This window comes from Nostoc sp., from assembly GCF_036917195.1.
In the GTDB taxonomy this organism is placed as follows: Bacteria; Cyanobacteriota; Cyanobacteriia; order Cyanobacteriales; family Nostocaceae; genus Nostoc.
This window is the reverse complement of sequence record NZ_JBALDG010000018.1, coordinates 44,249-63,209: the sequence shown is the minus strand read 5'-3', so window position 1 is coordinate 63,209 and position 18,961 is coordinate 44,249. Positions and strand designations below refer to the sequence as shown.

Sequence of the window (18,961 nt, the reverse complement as noted above, 5' to 3'; positions counted from 1 at the left end):
ACAGAAAGTTATACTATAATGAACCCCTTCCAATTGAACAACTATACTGATCAACAACCAAGCGAGAAACAACAAAAAAGATTTCCAGGATGGTTTGCCTTAGATTTTGGCACGTCGAACTCTACAGTCACACTTTTCGATCCAATTGAAGTGCCGATCGCAGAAATTCTACCAAAAGAACAAGAAGTGCGGTTGCGCGATCACTTATCACAATGGCTGAGTTCTCCCGCCTCAGTAGCTTTACCAGATGTCAGCGATGATGATTGGGCAAAGTTTATCACAGAAATTAGCAAAAATCTGGAGATAGATCCAAGAAAGTTGAGTGAGGTATTTGAAACTGATAATAAAGAGCGATTTTTGGAAGCAATTCGCCAAATTGAACTTTCTTTAGGAAACAGCGAGAGATTCCGTCGGGCTGTCAGCAAAAAACTTTACCAAATCTATCATGAGGTGTTCCGCGTTCCTACCCTAGAGTCGCAAAATCTGATCCCAGTTGTGCTGGATATTGATCGCCGCGACACGGAAATTCCCAGTGAGTTGGAAATTTCGCAGTTAATGGACTTAAAATTACAGATGGGTAGGGAAGCTAGAGATAACCGCAAAAAAGCGATCGCCCAAGGTACAAGCAGTTCTTTAAAGGAAATTATTAGCAGGTTTCACCATTCACCCAAACGCTATTTTGGTCAGGAGCGATCGTTTTCAGTTATTTTGGATGGAGAAGAAGAAATAATTACCGCTAACCAACTGATCCAATCCGCTTGGGCGCATTTAATCGAGTTAACTGAAGATTACCGCCAACGCACACAACGCAGATTTTCAGAAGGGACTTTTTTGACAGCAGTTGTCACTTACCCCACTGTCGCCCCACCAGTTGTTCGCAAGGAAGTTAAGGAATTAGTTGAGCAATTGGGGATCGATGATGTCCAAACTGCTTATGATGAAGCTGTTTCTGTGGCAATATTCTTTTTGTGGCGAGAATTTGGCGGTAATCTCAACATTGGGATTGAATCATTTAAAACTCGTTGTCATCAAGTAGGAAACAAATGGTCACAAAATGTTCTCGTCTTGGATATCGGCGGAGGAACCACAGACTTAGCTTTAATTGAACTGACTTTAGAAGATAAAACTCCTACTTTTGCCAATTATGAAGACCGAGGTTTAGGAGGACGTTACTATAAACTCACCCCCAAACTATTAGGTTCATCCGGTCATTTACAGTTAGGTGGTGAATTAATTACACTGCGAATTTTTAGATTATTAAAAGTTGCGATCGCAGACTTTTTATTGACAGCTGTAACAACAGGTGATATTGAAAGCGAAAAGCTAGAAGATTTAATTAACTCTGAGTTAAACGAGCGCTTCTTAGAACAAGGCAAATTTAAAACTGGCAGTATTTTAAAATGTCTAGATAAAGAGAATCCAGAAGGTGATCTTGCTTACAAAGATGCCCTAGATACTGCCGAGAAAGTATTACCCACCCGTTGGCAACAAGCACCCCAACGTCTACAATCCTTTTATATTCTCTGGGATCATGCAGAAGCAGCTAAACTTAAACTTGGGCAAAAACCACTAACAGATAATTCTCTATTAACCTTCACGCTTTCTGAGCAGCAAATTTCTGAACTGCTTACCCAAAGCGCCGTTAAATTGCAAGTCAATGATCCAAATAATATCTGCGTCACTTTAGATAACCAACAATTTGAACGAGCCGCCACTTCCGGAATTAAAGAAGCGATCGGTATTGCCAAAGGATTAATGGAAAGTCGTTTGCGTCCCGATGATATCACCAAAGATTCTTGGAATTCCCAAAAAGTTGATTGGTTAATTCTGTCTGGAAAAACTTGTAATTTAGACATAGTGCAGCGCCAAATCTACCAAGAATTTAGTAAGTCTCCATATTTTGTGTGGAATCCAGAGCGAATTACCTTTGTGCTGGAATTTACCAAATTAGCCACCTCCGCTGGTGCTTGCTATGCTGAGAAACTGCGAAGATTAAGGTTCGATCCAGAAGAGTCTAAAAGCTTGCTATGTAAGGGAGCCAACCAACTAGAAATCGATGTCAAAAACCTGTTTTATTATTTGCCCTGCAACTTCAAACGCAAAACCCAAAGTAACGATTTGCTCACCATATTCAAGGCTGGACAAGAACTCTATCAACTTGCACCTTGGGAAACTGTCGCCAAGGTTCGTACTGCATGGCAAGGAATCCAATTAACTAACATCATCTACCGTCAAGACTATGAGGATGGAGATTTACGACTATGGGGTAGCTTCGACGGCAAAAACCTTATGAATAAGCTGGGAATACAAGAAGCAGAGTTTCTGAAAAAAATTAAAATCCAGTTTGAAATTGACCAAACCCTTGAATTTAGAGTATTGCTTTGTCAGGGAAATCCCCATTATTTAATTGATATTCCTGGCATTAATTTGGAATCGGTAGTTTCAGAAACTTCGCCGCTATTTGCTGATGGAAAATTGAACTGGAATATTGCTGTACAACGCTTCAATAAAGATTTAAATGATGGTGATATTGCCGTCAATGTTATTGAGTCAGCAACTGTTGATCAACCAGATGCCTATCATCTTGTATTTGAAGTAGGAAATGATGGTAGTAAATTGTTCCAAAAATTCCACTATCTGCGCGATGGTGTGACGCAACCAGGAATTGGGTTAATTAGTAATCCCTTACCTCCCTTCCCACAAACTGGCCAGCACACTTTCTATGTTTATCAAACAGACGCCCAAACCAACAGCAAAAAATGGATCCGAATTGGCGCACTCAGCAAACCAGATGTGACAACAGATTATCCTTGCCAATATCGTGTAACTCTCGATGAGCAAGGCATTCTGCGGATGCACGCCGGTGAAGTGCCTTACTGGACATCAAAAAGTCAGGAATGTCTAAAGGAAGAAGGATGTGTTTATCTTGCTGAATTAGAATTGCAGCCCAATGAAGTTGATAAAGAACGCGATCCATTTTGCGGTATACATTAGGGACTTCAAAATAATACAAATATCCCAAAACTGGGACAAAAATCCTCTCTGTGTTCTCTGTGAACTCTGTGGTTAAATAAATTACTTTTTAACCACAGAGGCACAGAGGAGGGCAGTTGCGTGGGCGGGTTTCCCGACTTGAGCAAACTGCCCGTAGCGCAGAGAGAAAAAAGAGATTTTCGGAGTCACCTTGAAAGGGCTAGTAATGATAGCCTCATGCAAATGCATTAAACTTCTATGCTCCTGTGCATTGAAAAATTAATGTTTTTAAACGCAAAGGAACGCAGAGTTTTGCCAAATTTAGTTCGCTACAAAAATATTTGGAGGTGATATTCATGCAGCACTTGCGTCAATTATTAGAGATAGAAAACTCAGAATTAGCCCAGTTACTGCGGTTTAGTTTGTATGGACTAGAGGCTAGTTTAAATCAGGCCCGCACAGAATTTCCGCTAGATCCAGGATCTAAAATATGCGATGAAGTGCTGCAAGAACTTCATCGCATATTGCAACCTACACCCCCAAAATCAGATGATTTAAAACTAAGTCACCTCCGCGAAGCTTTCGATTCTGACTTAGAACTTAGTTATTATCTGGGTAATTCCCAACTGCAAAGCACAACGGACTCTGATTTGTGGAATGAAATTCAACGTAAGCTGCTGCGAGTCCCAGAGGATTTGGCTGCAACTTGGCGACAGCGCACCTTGGATTTAGCTCAAAAAGTTGGTGCGATCGCAAATAATTCTAATCTCTATCAACTTCCCTTTATCCGTGATGAAATTATCTACCCTGGACTTAGTGGTACTGTTCAGACTCAGGGATTGGGCTTATCTCAACAAATACTTTTAAACTCTAAAATTACCCAAGGTAATGCATCTGATTTACTAGCGGCATTCCTATTTTTATATATGAATTTTATCGAAATTGACCCCGATTTACACCATGCTTTAAAGAGCGTTTTTAGCTTCGATGTCATTTCCTTACACTCCAAACCAGAACAGCGCCATCAATATATTGATGCTTTAAGCGATCGCTTGCAACGCACCCAAAAAGCAGAGGAAAACACTGATCCTCTGTCAATTCTCCGTACTTGGATTGACATGGACGAGGCTATACATTCCCTAGTATTTGTACCTCCGGCTGAACGCTATTCTTGGTGGGGAAAACTACAACATGAATCACGACGCATCCTAAAGAAAGTCGCTGATGAAACAATTAAAGCAGGTTATGAAGTGCGGATTCGCCAATTATCGGGACTTTATGCGGATATCTGTGCTTCATCCAAAGATGACTTACAACTAGACTGTGGCGGTATTCCTGGCGAAGTATTAACTTGTCTTCGAGTATATGCGCGAATTAATCAGGAAGAATCCCCAGGTCGTGTAATATTTCGCTCATCACGGTAACAGAATTCTCTCATAAAGCAAAGGCAGACGATTTTACGAATCGCTGCCTTGCCTGATTATTTAATGAAGGTAAAAACGTTTAAATCTATAGAATGCCCCAGAAGTGTAAAATCCCTTGACCAGAAAACACTTCAAGTAAAACGGCAGATAAAAAACCAATCATTGCAAAACGACCGTTCCAGTTTTCGCTTTGAGGAGTGAAGCCCCAACGCAAAGCATTAGGATCTTCTGAAACCGAAGGCGTAGTCTTCTTAACGTTTGCCATAAATAACACTCTGAGCTTTTATGTTGTAACAGTTATAACTGCATGTAAAGTAATGTAACATAATTTTACGTAATTGCAACATAAACTCAATAAAAACCTCAGTTAGCAAGTGTATATTACGGGTACGTAATTTTATCAGAACAGGTTTGCGCGATCGCGCAAACGTGAAGTCCAGTTGTTTGCCCAGCTACAGCCGCACCATTTACAATTTTGGGAACAGTTTCAGTGCAGTTTTAAGTCCCGCTAGAGGGCAATCAGTGTTTGAATTGAGCGATGGCATGTCCAATTCCCTTGAAGATTTAGAATAATTTAGACAGATATAATTGTGAGAAATTCTTCTAAAGAACTCACAGCGATCGCGCTATCCATTAAAGTTTCTAATTGTTCCACATTCTTGCCCTCAAGCCTTACTTCTACCTCATGGGAAATTTCGCCAAAGCGTTGTTCCAATACTCGGATTAACTGCCGTCGCGCGCCCTCTTGAATACCTCTTTGCTCAATCTCGTGATACCAAGGCGATTCTCGCAATTCTACCATATCCCACCTCATGATTTGTTGCACTAAAGGCGTGTCTAAAACAAAGCTAGCAAAAAACGCCAGCAATGATTCTAATTGGTTCAACTGTGCATCTGCTCTTAGCGCCTGTAGTGCGCGTTGCACAACTGATACCTCTCCTCCCCCTCGCAGGATTGGCACAAAGGGTAACAACGATGGTAGTGGTTGCTCAAACACTATTTCAGCATCGATTTCCCACAAATTAATCACGCGATAATCTTGGATGGCACGTAATCCCAAAAATTCCTGCTCGTAACTATTGACAATAGTTAAGGTGGATGGAGGCGGCAAAATGTTGATCAGTACTGGGTAAGTTGGCAATCGATAGCGTTCTTGTGCTAGCGCTGCATAGGCTCTCATCCGTTGAGGCATCTGTGTTGTGTAACGTAGTTGTAGTTCATTTAGTACTAAAAAATCTCCGTGAGTGGCACTGTATGCTTTCACCAACACATCTGTTTCGCGGCTAATCCAGTGAAACTCAGAGCCGAGAATTTCTTTTGCCACAACTTCAGGACACTGTGTCACCCACTGTACCCATGCATCGGGAGCTAAATTAATTAGTCGCTTGCTACCAATATCTGCTGCTTTTGTCACAGGACGCTTGATATGCTTATCAGTAATTAATGGTATATCACAATAATTGCAGTATTCTGGCGTTATTTTTTAAGTTGAAGCAATGACTATAACAGGAGCATTTCAATGAGTCGAAAAACACGCCTGTCCTGGCGAATAGAATTCGCGCGTCAGTTGCTTCTCCTAAGGGACACGCGCAAGGGACAAGTCGAATAACCGCATCGCTCTTGGCGTCTCCCCTTGGGAGAAGGGCGCACTGGCTTGGCTATACGAGACTTTACCTACCTTTATGGGTTTCAAATTCCTTGAGTTTGCGTAGGCGGACGAAAGTTTGTGTAGCTGCGATTTCTAATCGCCAGGTATATTTGCAAAGGTGAGATGCTCCCGACTACAACAGGCTATGACGCTCGAACGCAAGAGCGTGTCGCAGACAAGACTCGCTATCGGCGTCGCACTGTTTTAGGAAATGTATGATTGATGTGTGTTAGGTTTTGAATCAACATTTCTGGATATAAACCGCCAATGAACGCCGATATTAGACCTAATTATACAATTTTAGAAGTTCAAGAACTTGATGTTAATTATGGTGGTATTCAAGCTTTAAACAAGATTAATTTAATTATTAAAAAAGGCGAGGTAGTGACTCTAATTGGTGCTAATGGTGCTGGTAAAACTACTACACTCCGCACCATATCGAAAATAGTTAATCCTAAGAGTGGTGTGATTATCTATAATGGACATAATATTACCCGCCGACAAACTCACGAAGTTGTACAACTTGGTATTGCTCACTGTCCAGAAGGACGCAGAGTATTAGCACGGCAAACAGTGTTTGATAACTTACTTTTGGGTGCTTATATTCGCTCTAATCAAACAGAGATAAAAGCAGATATTCAGCACCAGTTTGAGCTATTTCCGCGATTATCACAAAGACGTGATCAACTAGCAGGAACCCTCAGCGGTGGTGAACAACAAATGTTAGCGATCGCTCGGGCTGTAATGAGTAAACCACAACTCTTACTTTTAGATGAGCCTAGCTTAGGTTTAGCACCTGCGATCGTCCGGGAAATCTTCACTATTATTGAAAATCTCCGGGCTACAGGGGTGACTATTCTGTTAGTTGAACAAAACGCTAATCTTGCCCTACAAATTGCCGATAGAGGATATGTTCTAGAAGCTGGTTCTATCACTTTAACAGGGGCAGCATCAGAATTAATTAGTGATGAGCGAGTGAAAAAAGCTTATTTAGGGTAATTAATTAAATGAAAAATTTGGAGGTACAAACACATGGTAAAATCACCAGTTAAACCCTTAACTTTAGAAGAGTTTTTGAAACTACCAGAAACAAAACCTAGCTCAGAATACATCAACGGTCAAATTATTCAAAAACCAATGCCACAGGGAAAACATAGTATTCTTCAGGGTGAACTAGTCAGTAATATCAATTTTGTAGCCAAACCTGAAAGAGTTGCCCTTGCATTTCCAGAATTGCGGTGTACTTTTGGCGGACGTTCAATTGTGCCAGATGTAGCAGTGTTTGCTTGGGAACGGATTCCCTTAGATGAGCGTGGAGATGTCGCTAATGTCTTCAAGACATATCCAGACTGGACAATTGAGATTCTTTCGCCGGATCAAAGCCAGACTAAAGTAACCGGAAATATTTTACATTGTCTAAAGCATGGTAGTCGCTTCGGTTGGCTGATTGATCCAGATGAGCGTTCTGTTTTAGTCTATCCATCAAAGCAGCAACCGGAACTTTTACAAGAAGAACAAGAAATATTACCAGTTCCAGATTTATTTAGCGATTTTCAGTTAACTGTGGGGCAACTATTTGGGTGGTTGAAGTTGTAAACATCTGTATAAATTCATATCTGGCTTTGGGAATACTAAAGGTAGTAATTTACTGAAGTCAGAGCGAGATAATGGATTTCGTGAATTTAATAAAAACGGGTAATAGTTGGAAATTTGCGACTGAAGCTGATTTAGAAGATTTTGTCTGGGCGAATTTAAAGGAACTTTTCGGATTAATTCCCCTAAAGCGACAATATTATGTTAAAGGTCAAATTTGTGATATTTTGGCCTTGAATGACAAGAAACAGTTAGTAGTGCTGGAATTGAAAAACGGTGAAGATAGATATATTGTTCAGCAACTAACTCGATATTATGAAGCTTTACTAAAGAATAAACCCTTCCAGGAAGAGGTAGACTATGAACAACCTATTAGCTTGATAGTAATTAAGCCTAATTTTCATCGAGATAATTTTACAGATAGAAAGTATAACTGTTTGTCTATTCAATTTTTACGCTTTGAAATTTTTACAGATGATGAAAGATTTTACATACATTTAAGAGATATTGATAATCAAAAAGTTTCAGAGTTAGAAATTCATTACCAACAAAAAAATATTTCTATTGAGGATCTTCCTCAGCAACCAAAAGCATTTTCTAAAATTTTGAGTTTTTGTAATCATCAGCAACAAGAACAGTTAATAAATATTCAGCATAAAATTCTGCTATTTGATAGACGTATGCAAGAAATTTCTGTGCCTGGAAGCATTAAATATGGAAAAGCAACAAGTTGTTTTTGTGCTGAAATTTGTTCCGATAGCAAAGGACAGCCAGTGTTATTTATATGGTTGCCTTTAAACTCTTCTGATGGTAAAAGGATTGGGAGAATGAAAATTTGGACAGATTGGGAATATTATACTTTAATTGAAGACCATGTACCAAAAGGAATCCGCACAAAAGCAATTAGTAAAACAGAAAAACAGCGTAAAAGGGGAGTTGAAATGAAAATATTATGGAGTCATTCAAGAGGTATAAGGTACAAAATAGGTAGCAAGGAAGTGAGTGAAACGGAATACATCAACGAAGACAAAAGACGACATCAAGATTATCAAAATGCTATTAAATCTCGAAAAACTTTGAATGAGCTAGTCGATATTGCTTTAGAGATTTGGCTAAAAAGGCTTTAAGTAAAACTACACTGACGTTACTAATAAGTTTTCCAAATAGTTTATATTATTACAAATTATTACGATTTTTGTCATATATTAATATTTGCAGCCCTCCTTGCAGATATCTATATATTTGTTTAGCGGCGAATTCTATTCACCGGAATAATTAAACCCATGAGTCAAATAGTCTGGATAGCAAGACACGCTAACCGCCTCGACTTCGTAAACCCTGATTGGTTTCTCACCGCCGAACGACGTTACGATCCACCTTTGTCTGATGATGGTATGGTGCAGGCACAGCAGTTAGCTAAACGATTTAAAGGAGAAAATATTGCCCATATTTTCGCTTCTCCTTTCCTGCGAACTGTACAAACGGCAAACGCAGTTGCAGAAGTGCTTAACTTACCGATCAAATTGGAAACAGGTTTGAGTGAATGGCTAAATCCAGTTTGGATGACAGAAGAACCCGAAAGACTCTCAACTCCAGCATTAGCAGAGTTATTCCCCAGGATTGACACCAGCTATACTTCGCGCATTGCCGCCAATTATCCTGAAACTCGCGAAAAAGTGCGAGAACGTTCTGGACAAACTGCTAGATGTTTAGCTACTGAATTCCTTCCAGACAATATCCTGCTAGTAGCACATGGTGCATCTGTGTTGGGGGGAGCAATGGGGCTAGTGGGGGAAATTGCCATAACAGAAGTTAAAGCTTCTTTATGTTCCCTGGTAAAAGTGGTACGCGAAGATCCAGAATGGTTATTAGAACTAAAGGGAGATACTTCCCATTTAACCCACATAGAAGAAGTTATTCGATTTGCTTAAATCTCTGATAGGGATTTGCGTTCATGGCTTCTGCGAGGTTGGGTATATCCTACAAAAAAAGTAATTAATTCACGAATAAATTCTATGACTTTGTTACTAGCAGGAGACATCGGCGGGACGAAAACTATTCTGCGATTGGTTGAAACATCAGACTCACCAAGTTCAGATCCTATTTATCAGGAGAGTTTCCACAGTGGCGATTTTCCCGATTTAGTACCGATAGTGCAGAAGTTTTTGGTCAAAGCTAACACATCTCTACCACAAAAGGCTTGTTTTGCGATCGCAGGCCCGATTGTCAAAAATACTGCCAAGCTGACCAATTTAGCCTGGTTTTTGGATACCGAACGTCTAGAACAAGAATTGGGTATCCCACAAATTTCTTTGATTAACGACTTCGCCGCCGTTGGCTATGGCATTTTAGGTTTACAAAAACAAGACTTGCTGACGTTGCAGGTTGGCAAATCTCAACCCGAAGCCCCCATTGCCATTATTGGTGCTGGTACCGGCTTAGGGCAAGGATTTTTAATTAAGCAGGGAAACTACTATCAAGTCTTTTCCTCAGAAGGTGGACACACTGATTTTGCTCCCCGAAACGAGATCGAGTTTCAATTGTTAAAATACCTGCTGAATAAACATGATATCCAACGCATTTCTGTAGAACGCGTAGTTTCTGGAATGGGAATTGTCTCAATTTACCAATTTTTGCGCGATCGCAAAATTGCCCACGAATCACCAGACATCGCCCAAATCGTCAGAACTTGGGAACAACAAGCCGGACAGGAAGAGAAAATCGATGCTGGTGCTGTCATTGGTACAGCTGCACTAGAAAAACGCGATCGCCTCTGTGAACAAACTTTGCAATTATTTATAGAGGCTTATGGTGCAGAAGCCGGAAATCTTGCCCTTAAACTCTTACCTTACGGTGGCTTATACGTCGCTGGTGGAATTGCGCCCAAAATCCTACCCTTAATGCAAGACAGCAGTTTCTTATTAAATTTCACCCAAAAAGGCAGGATGCGCCGTCTCCTTGAAGAGATACCCGTGTATATTATCCTCAACCCGCAAGTGGGACTAATTGGTGCTGCTTTACGTGCTGCTGGGTTATAACAGCTAGCATCATCAGTGATATCAGCATCTATAAAGGCAAAAAATATGACAGTTAAAAGTCTGTTGCCATTAATCGCCGCCACCTTTGTTTGCGGTGGATCTGTTCTCGTGGAGGCGCGTCAAACCAAACCTTTGGCGGCTGTTGTCAAACCAACCGTTTCTCAACCCGCACAGCCACAATGGAAGTTATTCACCGCTCCAGATGGGCGCTTTTCTATTTTGATGCCGGGAAGCCCCAACAGAAATACCCAATACCAAAAAACTTACATGGGGGAAATTAACTTAGAAATATTTGTCGCTCAACCACCAAAACAGCAAGTAGCATATGTAGTTACTTATAATGATTTTCCTTATAGTTACGGTCAAATGGCTGACCCCCAAACTGTACTTAATAATGCACGGGATATGGCTTTAAAGACTACGAAAAGTAATTTAATTAGTCAACGAAATATTCGTAGTTCCAATAATCATCCTGGCAAAGAAATTGAGTACATCAATTCTGGAGGGAAAATCACTAAAAGTAGAATGTATGTTGCCGAAGGAAGACTATATCAAGTAATGGCAATAACTACAAAAAAACAGCAGAAGACATTAGCTAAAACCATTACGGGATATTTAAATTCTTTCCATGTAGTTTTGAAAAAGTGAAATAACTTAATCAAAAGACCTTTAAAAGGTTTTACTACGCAAAACTGTCCCTCTCGCCCGTCAAAGAGGGATAGACTTGAACTTTAGTTCAAGTCTGAAAGAGGTTCATCGAACTCAAAAAGCTGCAAGATAAGCGTGCGAAAACGAAAACGGAACGACAACAGCAGCGCAAGACTGAATTGTCTTGTCGCTACGAAATTGACGTGACCCCTGAGCCGGAGGAGGCGCGATCGTGTGAGAAATTCTGCATCCAGGACACTTAAGTTTTTAGATTATCTAAATAAATATGTACATATACCACTATCTTTGCTAATTAGCAAAACCCTTTCTCCTTATAGGGCATAGGCTTTTAGAGAAGGTATTATGAATTAATACTTGTTTTTTAACTCAATTTGTGCAAATCTTATCAAGATAATACTACACTAATACGATTGATTTACCGTATTTGAAGCAAAGCACGTAAATTATCTAAACAAACTCAAACATCGTAGTTAAAAAGTTCTTTAAAGCTATGTCTGAGCCACACTACGGGATACAGGCGATCGCATTGGTCACGTTCTTCTGGGGAAGCTGAGTTTATGATTGCTTTCCAGGTGGTTCACTCTGGTTCTGTGTGGCGACCCAGACTGATTTAGGTTTTTTACAAGAGGCGGGTAATGATTTTATGATTGTTACGGAGGACTAATGAGCGGATCAAAGCAATTGAAATTAGGTGCTTTCATGCGCCCTGTAAGTATACATACTGGTGCTTGGCGCTATCCAGGGGCTTTACCTGATGCCAATTTCAACTTCCCCGCGCTGAAACGATTCATCCAGAAACTAGAGCAGGGCAAGTTTGACGCATTCTTCATGGCCGATCACTTAGCGGTGCTGAATATGCCGCTTAACGCGCTGAAGCGCAGCCACACTGTCACCTCCTTTGAGCCTTTCACCCTGCTTTCTGCCCTCGCCAGCGTCACCGAACACATCGGGCTGGTAGCCACCGCTTCCACAACCTATGACGAGCCTTACCACATCGCTCGCCGCTTCGCGTCTCTCGACCATATCAGTGGCGGCCGCGCCGGCTGGAACATCGTCACCACATCCAATCCGGACGCATCACTCAACTTTGGCTTGTCAGAGGAGGTAGAGCATGACGAACGCTACGCGCGGGCTAGGGAATTCTATGATGTTGTAACGGGTCTTTGGGATTCCTTTGCTGACGATGCGTTCATCCGGGACGTGGAATCAGGGATTTATTTCGATCCCGCAAAAATTCACGTTCTGGGTCATCAGGGAAAACATCTCTCGGTGCGGGGGCCATTGAATATCGCCAGACCTGTCCAGGGCTGGCCGGTGATCGTTCAAGCGGGAGCCTCGGAAGCGGGTCGTCAACTGGCTGCCGAAACCGCCGAGGTCGTGTTTGCACCTGCTGGTAATCTGGAGGCAGGCAAGATCCTCTTTGCTGATATTAAAGGTCGCGCCCGGGCGATCGGACGTGACCCAGAAAGCATCAAAATTCTTCCAGGTGTCTTGGTGATCGTGGGTGAAACTGTTGCACAGGCGATCGCCAAGCGTGAACATTTGGACAGCCTAGTGCATTATGAGAGCGGGATTGCCAGCCTGAATAGCGCACTTGGCTACGACGTTTCAGGGTTCGATCCGGATGGACTATTGCCTGAAATCCCGCAGACTAACGCCGGACAGAGTTCGCGAGAACGAGTGATAGCGATGGCGCAACGCGATCACTTGACCATTCGACAGCTGGCTCAACGCATCGGCAGTTACGGGGGCCTTGCGTTTGTCGGCACACCCCAAACCATCGTCGATGACATGGAGCAATGGCTGATTGAGCAAGGGTCTGACGGCTTCAATGTCATGTTCCCTTTCCTGCCTGAAGGGCTGAACGATTTCGTAGATAAGGTTATCCCAGAACTCCAACGGCGTGGAATCTTTCGCCGGGAGTATGAGGGCAAGACCTTGCGCGAAAATCTGGGACTTGCCCGCCCTGCTAACCGCTTCTTCCAGCCGGCAATAGTGTGATATTCATACAAAATTGATACCGGATAACGGCGGTTATCGTCTCAACAAGAAGAAATATTACAGCACTGGCAGCCTTTATGCAGACTTGATCTTCGTGCATCTGTTGTCACCTGATGACACCGTAGTTACGGCACTCCTCCCGACCAAACGCGAGGGGATTGAGCTGGTGGACGACTGGGACGGCTTCGGGTAACGGCTGACCGACACGGGAACGACTACGTTCACGAATGTTCGTGTAGAAGCTGAAGAAGTGATTATTGATACAGATATAGACAAAGATAATCTACCCTACAACATTGTCCCGGTAGTGTGCAGAACAGTGATCGCAAGCTGAATATGGGTGTGGGTTAGTTTTACACTACTAACCCAGTTGCTAATTATGGGGGAATGCGATCGCATTAGATATAGAAGTGAAAACTTTTGTAGAGACGTTACATGTAAGGTTTCTACAAGGGTTTCAGGTAACGCATCCTTAATTTATGGAGATGTCTAATCCCCATCACTAAGCACTTCTTAACGCCACAATCGGGTCAAGTTTAGCAGCGCGACGTGCAGGAACAACGCCAAAGAATAAACCAATACCACCAGAAACACCAACTGCCATAATAATCGCTGTTGGAGAAAGTGCTGCTTCTAAGGGAGTCAACGCTCCCACTAATAGAATGCCACTGACGCCAACCGCAGTCCCAACTAGACCGCCAGCGGCTGAAACTATTACTGCCTCAATGATGAACTGTAGCAAAATATCTTGCTCTGTTGCTCCGATCGCTTTTCTCAATCCAATTTCTTGGGTGCGTTCGGTGACGGAGACAAGCATAATATTCATGATGCCAATGCCGCCGACAAACAGCGATATACTTGCGATCGCTGCTAACATAATTGTCAATGCACCTGTGATTTGACCGACAGTTTGCAAAGCATCTTTTTGAGAGCGAAGAGTAAAGTCATCTTCACCATTAATTTTGTGCCGGAGGCGCAGCAAATTAGTAATTTGAAATTCTGCTGCATCCACGCTATCTGAATCACGAGCGGCAGCGACGAGGTAATCTAAAGCAATACCATAGGGAGAATTCTTTCCCACAAGTCGGTTTGCTGAGGTTGTAATCGGTATTACCGCAGCATTATCATAATCTGCTCCGACGCTGGAACCTTTGGCTATTAACGTCCCAATCACTTGAAAGCTGGTATTTCCAACTCGCAATTGCTGACCGATAGCGTTACTATTACCGAATAGTTTTTCTGCCAAGTCTCCACCTAGCACAACGACTTGGTTACTTCGCTTGATGTCTACCTCGCTAAAAAACCTGCCTTTAGCAGTTTCAAAATCCCGCACTGATAGAAAACTGGGAGTTGTGCCAATAATGTTGACATCAGTGTTTCTGTTGCGATATGTAATTACCTGTCTTGTGTTTAATTCGGGAGCAACTCCTACTACAGTTGGTACCTGAGAGGCGATCGCTTCCGCATCTTGCAACACGAGAGTTTTTGGCACTTCAAAGGAGATACGCTGAGTTTCTCGATTACCTGGCAGGATAAACAGCACATTTGGCCCTAATGACTCCAGCTGTTTATTCACGTACTTTTGCCCACCTTCGCCAATGCCAATCATGCCAATCACTGAGGCGTTGCCAATAACTATACCCAGCATGGTGAGGGCGCTACGTAGCTTATTTGACAGCAGGGTTTTGCCCGCCATCTTAAGGCTTTCTAAGGGGTTCATACTAATTCGTAATTAAAATTTCAAAAATCTTGTAATCAGAGGTTTTCTATGCGTTAACCTGTTGAAACAATATATTCTTGCTAAGGGAATTATTTATTATTTTGTTCCTTGGCCTTTTCGATTTTGTAATCTTTGGGTGGGTTGACAAAAATGCGATCGCCTTCTTTTACTCCCTCTAAAATCTGAGTTTGGTCTTGGATTTGCGCCCCAACTGTAATTTCGCGGAACTGGGGTTTATTCTTTACATCTGGTACAAGTACGCCAGTTTTACCCTTTTCGGTGACGATTGACACCGTTGGTAATACCAAGGCATTATTAACGCGATCGCCCACAAAAGTCAGATCCACATTTAAGCCAGAACGCAGTTTATCTGTGCCAGTATCAAGAGCAACCCGCACCTGGAAGGATGTTACACCTTGTTCTATCACTGCTTCTGGAGCAATCAGGCGCACATGACCTTTAAAAACTTGATCGGGATAAGCATCGGCGATAATTTCCACCTGCTGTCCCTGTTTAATTCTGCCAAGATCGGCTTCGGGAACTTGAGCTAATACTTCTAAACCGCGTGCTACGGCGACAATTGAACTGGAAGTTGCCGACGCACTAGTAGAAGCAGAAGTTGTGGGTGTGACAAACGCACCTGGATCGGAATACTTTTGCGTCACAATTCCCGAAAGAGGAGCGCGAATAATTGTATCTTCCAACTGCACTTGCACACCTTTCAATTGAGCCTCAGCAGCTGCAACAGCTGCTTGGCGCTGGACAACTTCCTCAGGACGGGTGCCATCTTGCAACAGTACCAATGCTGCCCGTGCTTCGGTAACAGCTGCTTGGCGTTGGTCGATTTCCTCAGTTCGAGTGCCAGTTTGGACTAATGAGAACCGTTTTTTAGCTTCTTCTAGACTGGCTTTAGCACTTTTGTCTTCACTGATGGCTTGATCGAGTAATTGTTTATTCTCTGCTCCCTGTTGGTACAAGTATTGATAACGCTTTACCTGTCCACTGGTGTAATTCGCTTTTGCTTGAGCCGCATCCACTTGGGATTGAGATTGAGCAATCTCTTGGGGACGATTACCAGACCGAGCTTGGGCTAGCTGGGCTTGAGCTTGTGCTAACCGCGCCTTTGCTTGAGCGATTTCTTGAGGACGACTACCAGCAACGGCTTCGGCTAGTTGTGCTTGACTTTGGGCTAAGTTAGCCCGGTACTGGCTTCTTTGGGCCTCAATGCTGGCACTATCCATGCGGGCGAGAATTTGCCCTTGTTGAATGCGATCGCCTTGTTGTACATATAATTGCGATAGCACTCCAGGGTTCTTCGGACTAATATTTACGCTCTGAACTGGCACGATTTTACCACTAGCTGTAATCCTCAAGGTGACGTTTTTCGCTGCCACTGGCACAGTTAATTGAGCAATGTCTTCTTTTGTCCCTTGATTTACCAAGGTGTAAGTTGTGATACCAATAACCAAGGCACTCCCTGCTATCAGCCCCATCAGCCAGCGGAATGGATACTTAAGTTTGCCAAAATCAGGAATTTGTATGTGCGTAGCCATATCTAGAAGCCTATAAATCTTGCTTTATGGGAGTAGCCTGTAATAAAAGGACAAGTGCAGGAATGCGGAGTTGTTAAAATTTTTGGATTAAATCTTTAATTAGTGAACTAACAACTAGACGCATAATTAGCTTCATGTTGCTTAATCTTACTTCATAATAGGTATTATATGTCTGTATGTCTTCACCTAAATGGGTGACTTTTACCACATTGTTAGGTGAAACGTTGCCAGCAGACGGACTATAAGTGAGGTTGCACTTAATTTATACCCAAGCTTCAGCCTTTGTCGTTACCCATATCTTTTTAATCTCTGGCTTTGTTGCCAACCCGTAGCTTGCTTTTAATTGCCACATTTTTGGCAAGAGAATAGCGATCGCAAAATGCCTGTAATATTTAAGTTGCTTCTACAGCCAAAACTGGCATCGCCCTCTAACATACTGCTTGGATAAATCCCTCTTAAGCACAATTTAGTAGTCTTATTGGCAACTTCTAAAGTGCCTGATATCTACTTTAATTAAACAGAAATGGTTTGACAGATGAAATCATCCGATCTAACTCAGTCTTATTGTGTTTGAGAAGCTCGTGTCCCCACAATTCATTCGTGTTATCGGAGCAATCTTTTGCAAGAGCTTCTCCGATATTTTCAAAATCCTTGTTAATATCTCTCCTTAACCTCTCTGGTTCAGATAACACTCCCAGAACAAATACTCTATTTTCTAAATCATCTGGAATCTGAGCCTTTACATAACTCAATCTATCTTCATGCTCATCAAAATCAATCAGCAAAGCAATCATTCTGTATGGATATTGTCGCATTGTAGAGGCATAATCATTCGTGAATTTCTCCACAACGTCTATCCAACCACGAACCTCTGGTAGGACTTGAATAGCACGGCTATTGAGGTTTAAATCAAGAATAAATCCGTTCGCAATCTGGCGATTAGCATCGTCTTCTGGCAACACAAGAATGTGCGGTCTATGCTTATTACTGCTCATAGTTATATATCGCCACGAATCAAGGCATCTACAAGATCACCTTGAACAGACATATCACTGAGCAATCTGACTGAAGTTGGCTCCAAGTGGCTTTTTCGATCAAGTACAAAGGTATTTTCATTTGAAAACTTTCGGATTGCTTCCTCATCATGCGAAGTCATCAAAATTTGTCCACTATTCTTAAATGAGCGTCGCAGTGATGCTATAAAATGTCCAACCTCTGACAAGGAGAGATAGTTGTCAGGCTCGTCCCAGAAGCAAAAAAGAGGGCCGTATGATTTGTTTGCAGCTAAGACAACAGCGCAAAGAAAAAAACATTTTTCACCCTCGGATAAGGCTTCAAAATCAACACTCAGATTTGCATTATTTTCATCAAACCGAACAATCATGCTTTTGGAGTCTTTGCCGATTAGTTCATTCAGAAAGTCCTTAATATCAGGCATCACTTCACCGAGATATTGGACAACCTGTGTGTAGGCGGCAGGATAGCGACTGAGTAACCCAGAAAACCACTCCCCAAAGTTTGAACCATCCCGTTTTGGCTCCAAAGTGTCGCCGTTGGACTCTCCTGTCATAAACTTTGGGATTGGGGCTAAAATGATCATGCGAGCAAGCCAAGTCTTGAAAATATGAAGTGGATCAGTCTCTGATTGCTCCTGAATTACTGGAAGGGCAACAAGATGCCAATCTACCAAAAACTGAGCCTCACGATTTTGTGAACTTTTGTGAAGAGTGACTTGGGCTTCTTTTCGAGAGTAGATTGGATCTCCTGAAACTAGCAGTTGCTCTTCAGAAACTCGAAGCTCTTTAAATTTTTCTGGCAACTCCAAGGCAAGGATATATTTGTATAATTTATTGTCAAGTAATACTTCTATTTCAAAGCGGATCGGAACATCAGACCTTCCACGAGCAAAATCTTTCGGGCTAATAAGTTTAAGCTTTTCAAGTTCCCGCATTCTATTAATGCCTCGACCAATGCACTGAAGTAGCTCTAATGCAGAGGCAATACTTGATTTACCTGAACCGTTTTTTCCAATCAAGAGAGCAGATGACATTCCCTTTATGGGCAGTTGAAAGTTTTCTAGGCATCTGAAGTTGTGTATATATAGTCTTTGGAGCATAGAAAAACCATTCCGAGAAGTGGAAAGTGAAAGAACTTTTTCATCTGCCTAAGTAGTGAATAAGCATTGCCATGAACGTCCTGAGAATTCGGGTGCTTTGCTGCTCGACAGAGGGATTAGCTACATATTAGATTACATTTACTTTCATAACAAACGCTATCCTCAAGAAATGGGAGTTGATGAACTTAACAGTTTAGAGGTTGTTTGGAAAGTCGTAAAGACGAAC

15 protein-coding genes are annotated in these 18,961 nt (G+C 42.1%); 9 read left to right on the top strand and 6 right to left on the bottom strand.

Translation table 11 applies throughout. The annotated features are described in order from the left end of the window. Window positions 1-18: 18 nt before the first annotated feature. Together V7K40_RS05755 and V7K40_RS05750 are read left to right on the top strand one after the other, a co-directional pair. The gene (locus V7K40_RS05755) at window positions 19-2,994 is read left to right on the top strand and encodes a molecular chaperone (protein ID WP_334957543.1); all 2,976 of its coding nucleotides are present in this window, start codon (window positions 19-21) and stop codon (window positions 2,992-2,994) included. A 335-nt stretch (window positions 2,995-3,329) separates the two neighbouring features. Further along, on the top strand, window positions 3,330-4,397 hold the full coding sequence (locus V7K40_RS05750; RefSeq protein ID WP_334957541.1) for a hypothetical protein: 1,068 nt from the start codon (window positions 3,330-3,332) through the stop codon (window positions 4,395-4,397). An 85-nt stretch (window positions 4,398-4,482) separates the two neighbouring features. Here the strand turns inward: V7K40_RS05750 and V7K40_RS05745 are convergent, their stop codons facing one another. Further along, window positions 4,483-4,662, bottom strand: coding sequence for a high light inducible protein (locus V7K40_RS05745; RefSeq protein ID WP_273763134.1), 180 nt, complete (start codon window positions 4,660-4,662; stop codon window positions 4,483-4,485). Window positions 4,663-4,971: 309 nt separating this feature from the next. Beyond that, entirely contained in the window at window positions 4,972-5,811 is an 840-nt protein-coding gene (locus V7K40_RS05740; RefSeq protein WP_334957539.1) for an Rpn family recombination-promoting nuclease/putative transposase, read from the bottom strand. Between the two features lie 501 nt (window positions 5,812-6,312). Between V7K40_RS05740 and V7K40_RS05735 the strand changes: the two genes are divergently transcribed. From V7K40_RS05735 to V7K40_RS05705, 7 genes are all read left to right on the top strand, one after another. Then, window positions 6,313-7,044, top strand: coding sequence for an ABC transporter ATP-binding protein (locus V7K40_RS05735; protein WP_334957537.1), 732 nt, complete (start codon window positions 6,313-6,315; stop codon window positions 7,042-7,044). Between the two features lie 33 nt (window positions 7,045-7,077). Then, complete coding sequence (locus tag V7K40_RS05730; protein ID WP_334957535.1) at window positions 7,078-7,641, top strand: Uma2 family endonuclease; 564 nt, start codon at window positions 7,078-7,080, stop codon at window positions 7,639-7,641. Between the two features lie 80 nt (window positions 7,642-7,721). Beyond that, window positions 7,722-8,765: an endonuclease NucS domain-containing protein gene (locus tag V7K40_RS05725; RefSeq protein WP_334957533.1), complete on the top strand. Its 1,044-nt coding sequence runs from the start codon at window positions 7,722-7,724 to the stop codon at window positions 8,763-8,765. A gap of 156 nt (window positions 8,766-8,921) precedes the next feature. After that, the gene (locus V7K40_RS05720) at window positions 8,922-9,569 is read left to right on the top strand and encodes a histidine phosphatase family protein (RefSeq protein WP_334957531.1); all 648 of its coding nucleotides are present in this window, start codon (window positions 8,922-8,924) and stop codon (window positions 9,567-9,569) included. Window positions 9,570-9,653: 84 nt separating this feature from the next. Continuing rightward, window positions 9,654-10,676 (top strand): glucokinase, encoded by a 1,023-nt coding sequence (locus tag V7K40_RS05715; protein WP_334957529.1) that lies wholly within the window; start codon window positions 9,654-9,656, stop codon window positions 10,674-10,676. 45 nt (window positions 10,677-10,721) lie between these two features. After that, on the top strand, window positions 10,722-11,324 hold the full coding sequence (locus tag V7K40_RS05710) for a hypothetical protein (RefSeq protein ID WP_334957527.1): 603 nt from the start codon (window positions 10,722-10,724) through the stop codon (window positions 11,322-11,324). A 684-nt stretch (window positions 11,325-12,008) separates the two neighbouring features. After that, window positions 12,009-13,346: an LLM class flavin-dependent oxidoreductase gene (locus V7K40_RS05705; protein WP_334957525.1), complete on the top strand. Its 1,338-nt coding sequence runs from the start codon at window positions 12,009-12,011 to the stop codon at window positions 13,344-13,346. Between the two features lie 502 nt (window positions 13,347-13,848). Here V7K40_RS05705 and V7K40_RS05700 read toward each other — a convergent pair. From V7K40_RS05700 to V7K40_RS05685, 4 genes are all read right to left on the bottom strand, one after another. Beyond that, window positions 13,849-15,066: an ABC transporter permease gene (locus tag V7K40_RS05700; RefSeq protein WP_334957523.1), complete on the bottom strand. Its 1,218-nt coding sequence runs from the start codon at window positions 15,064-15,066 to the stop codon at window positions 13,849-13,851. Between the two features lie 89 nt (window positions 15,067-15,155). Further along, window positions 15,156-16,619: an efflux RND transporter periplasmic adaptor subunit gene (locus tag V7K40_RS05695; RefSeq protein WP_334957521.1), complete on the bottom strand. Its 1,464-nt coding sequence runs from the start codon at window positions 16,617-16,619 to the stop codon at window positions 15,156-15,158. Window positions 16,620-17,128: 509 nt separating this feature from the next. Beyond that, on the bottom strand, window positions 17,129-17,614 hold the full coding sequence (locus tag V7K40_RS05690; protein WP_334957519.1) for a hypothetical protein: 486 nt from the start codon (window positions 17,612-17,614) through the stop codon (window positions 17,129-17,131). 2 nt (window positions 17,615-17,616) lie between these two features. Further along, window positions 17,617-18,735: an AAA family ATPase gene (locus tag V7K40_RS05685; RefSeq protein ID WP_334957517.1), complete on the bottom strand. Its 1,119-nt coding sequence runs from the start codon at window positions 18,733-18,735 to the stop codon at window positions 17,617-17,619. Window positions 18,736-18,961: the final 226 nt, after the last annotated feature.